We start from the raw sequence: 1,877 nt of genomic DNA, 5'->3' as shown, positions 1-1,877 counted from the left end.
GTGCCGAGGGATGCCCCAGCTTTGTGCCATTCGCTCACGCCGTCCTCGGCAGCGATCAGCGCGGACGGAGTACCGGTCCCGCTCATAATGCCCAGTAGACGGATTGCGGGCGCGTCGCGACCTGTATCCTGCGATTCTGCGGCAATATCCTCCACAGGCTCGGCCTTTTCAGGTTCGCTCTCCGACGACTGGGGCCGTCGCGTCGGCGAAAAAAGCGGGCGCTCGGTGATTGCCGCGTAGTAGATATCCGGACGGGCCGATGGCAGCGGGTGCGCTACTGCGTTCTCGGCAGTGGCCGGCTCTTCTGCGACGCGTTGCAGGTCTACCCCTTCTTCAACGCGGTCATCACTTCGCAAGAGTAGAGCACCCTGCGCCGTGAGAATAAGCAGCAACCCGGCCGTGCCGGCCAGAGGTAAAAGAACCCGTCTCATTGGGTTACACCCCCGGCCACATTGACCGGAGCGATGACGTCCAGTTGCACGAAAACCGCCGGCTGACCCTCAGTTGAACCCGCGCGGTTCAGCCGCCGGATTGTTGCCTTCTCAACGATCAAAGCTGGTTGGTTGAATTCCAGCGACACGAGAAAGTGCACAAGGAAATCAAGGGGCGCCTCGCCTTCGATCCGAAATCCGATGGCCGGAAAATCGTCCCGCGCCGTGTTTGACTGCGGTGTGACGGATCGGAGTGATACACCATGTTCGCGTGCCATAGCACCTATCCGGGTTTGTGCAAGCGCGTTGACTTCGCCAAGCTGGCTGCCCACCCAGACGATGTCATCGAGATCGGTCGATTGCTGAGCTCTGGATTGTTCCAAGAGATTCTGTCGCCGGGTTTCCAGATCGGAAAGGGATGACGCGAGACTGGCAAGCTCTTCCGCCGTCTGGCCACGCCATGTCACAAACGGCTGGAAAATGGCCACCCAGACCAGGAGCAAGAGAAACAAGGGAAGCGCGATTGCCAGCGCCGAGGAGAACTGCCGGGTCAGGAAGGTCATTTCACATCCCTCAGCCCGAGGCTCAACTGAAACCGTTCATCGCCGTTCTGGATCGTCTCCACACGACCAGTCAGTCTGGGGTCGATAAACTTGCGATCCGATGCGAGCGCGATAACGAGTTCGGCCGCAGACCCGTCAATTTCGGCCGACACGAGCAGCCGATCCGCCTGAAAGGCCAGTTCCGACACCCAGACAGTGTCCGGAACCGAAACCGTAAGTTCACGTAAAACATGCGACAGTCGGTTTCTGTCGATGACGGCATCCAGCAATGTCCCCCGTTGCATATCGGCCGCGCGTTGGTCTTCAACGTCTCGCCGCAGAGTACCGGTCTCCGCCCGCAACTCATCGAGCTGCACTGTCAGCTCGCGCGCCTGCTGCGCCTGTTGGATCGCTGGCAAGGCTACCATGGCGATACCGGCAGCTACAATTGCGGCTGAGAGAAGCGCATTCGCGCGGCGCCAGATTACCGCACCGCGGCTGATCTGGGCGGAGAAGTCAGCGATGGGAACAGGTCGGTCATCATCGCTCGCAAAGACCTTTCTCAGCCCCAGTTTCTGGCCTGCGAGACGTGTACGCATGAGTTCAACATCGCTCTTGCGCGCTATCCATTGGATTGCCGTTGCATCAGACCCGGCAAGCAGGTTGCTGGAAAGCGCCCAGTACACCTCGTCCTGCCGAAAGGGTGTGCGGCGGGCAAGGTCAAGTTCGGCAATCTTTCCAAGATGACGCGTTCCGGCGGGCGGCACGGCGATTTTGCGGCAGAGAAAGAAGGATGGCGGCAGATAGAGATTGACGGCTTCATTTGATACGTTCAAATCTGGAAGCGTGTCATGCTGCAGCACCGCGGTTGGGAATATGATCGTATTGGCGGCGCGTCCGGTGG

Annotated in this window: 3 protein-coding genes; all 3 read right to left on the bottom strand. The window is 59.7% G+C overall.

The window, feature by feature from the left end; all coding sequences use genetic code 11:
• Positions 1–431 (bottom strand): hypothetical protein (locus WBB85_RS17200; RefSeq protein ID WP_432639822.1); only part of this gene is annotated, 431 nt, incomplete at its 3' end.
• Positions 428–994 (bottom strand): type II secretion system protein GspM, encoded by a 567-nt coding sequence (gene gspM / locus WBB85_RS17195; RefSeq protein WP_432639821.1) that lies wholly within the window; start codon positions 992–994, stop codon positions 428–430. The genes WBB85_RS17200 and gspM, both read right to left, overlap by 4 nt.
• Positions 991–1,877 (bottom strand): PilN domain-containing protein (locus WBB85_RS17190; RefSeq protein WP_432639820.1); only part of this gene is annotated, 887 nt, incomplete at its 5' end. The genes WBB85_RS17190 and gspM, both read right to left, overlap by 4 nt.

It is taken from the genome of Albidovulum sp., from assembly GCF_049646345.1.
Lineage (GTDB): Bacteria > Pseudomonadota > Alphaproteobacteria > Rhodobacterales > Rhodobacteraceae > Albidovulum.
Note: the sequence above shows the minus strand (reverse complement) of the source record. Positions and strands in the feature narration are given on the sequence as shown.

What these genes read in the sequence shown, in the direction of transcription:
- gspM (WP_432639821.1), bottom strand. Translation starts at nt 994, where the DNA reads ATGACCTTCCTGACCCGGCAGTTCTCCTCGGCGCTGGCAATCGCGCTT.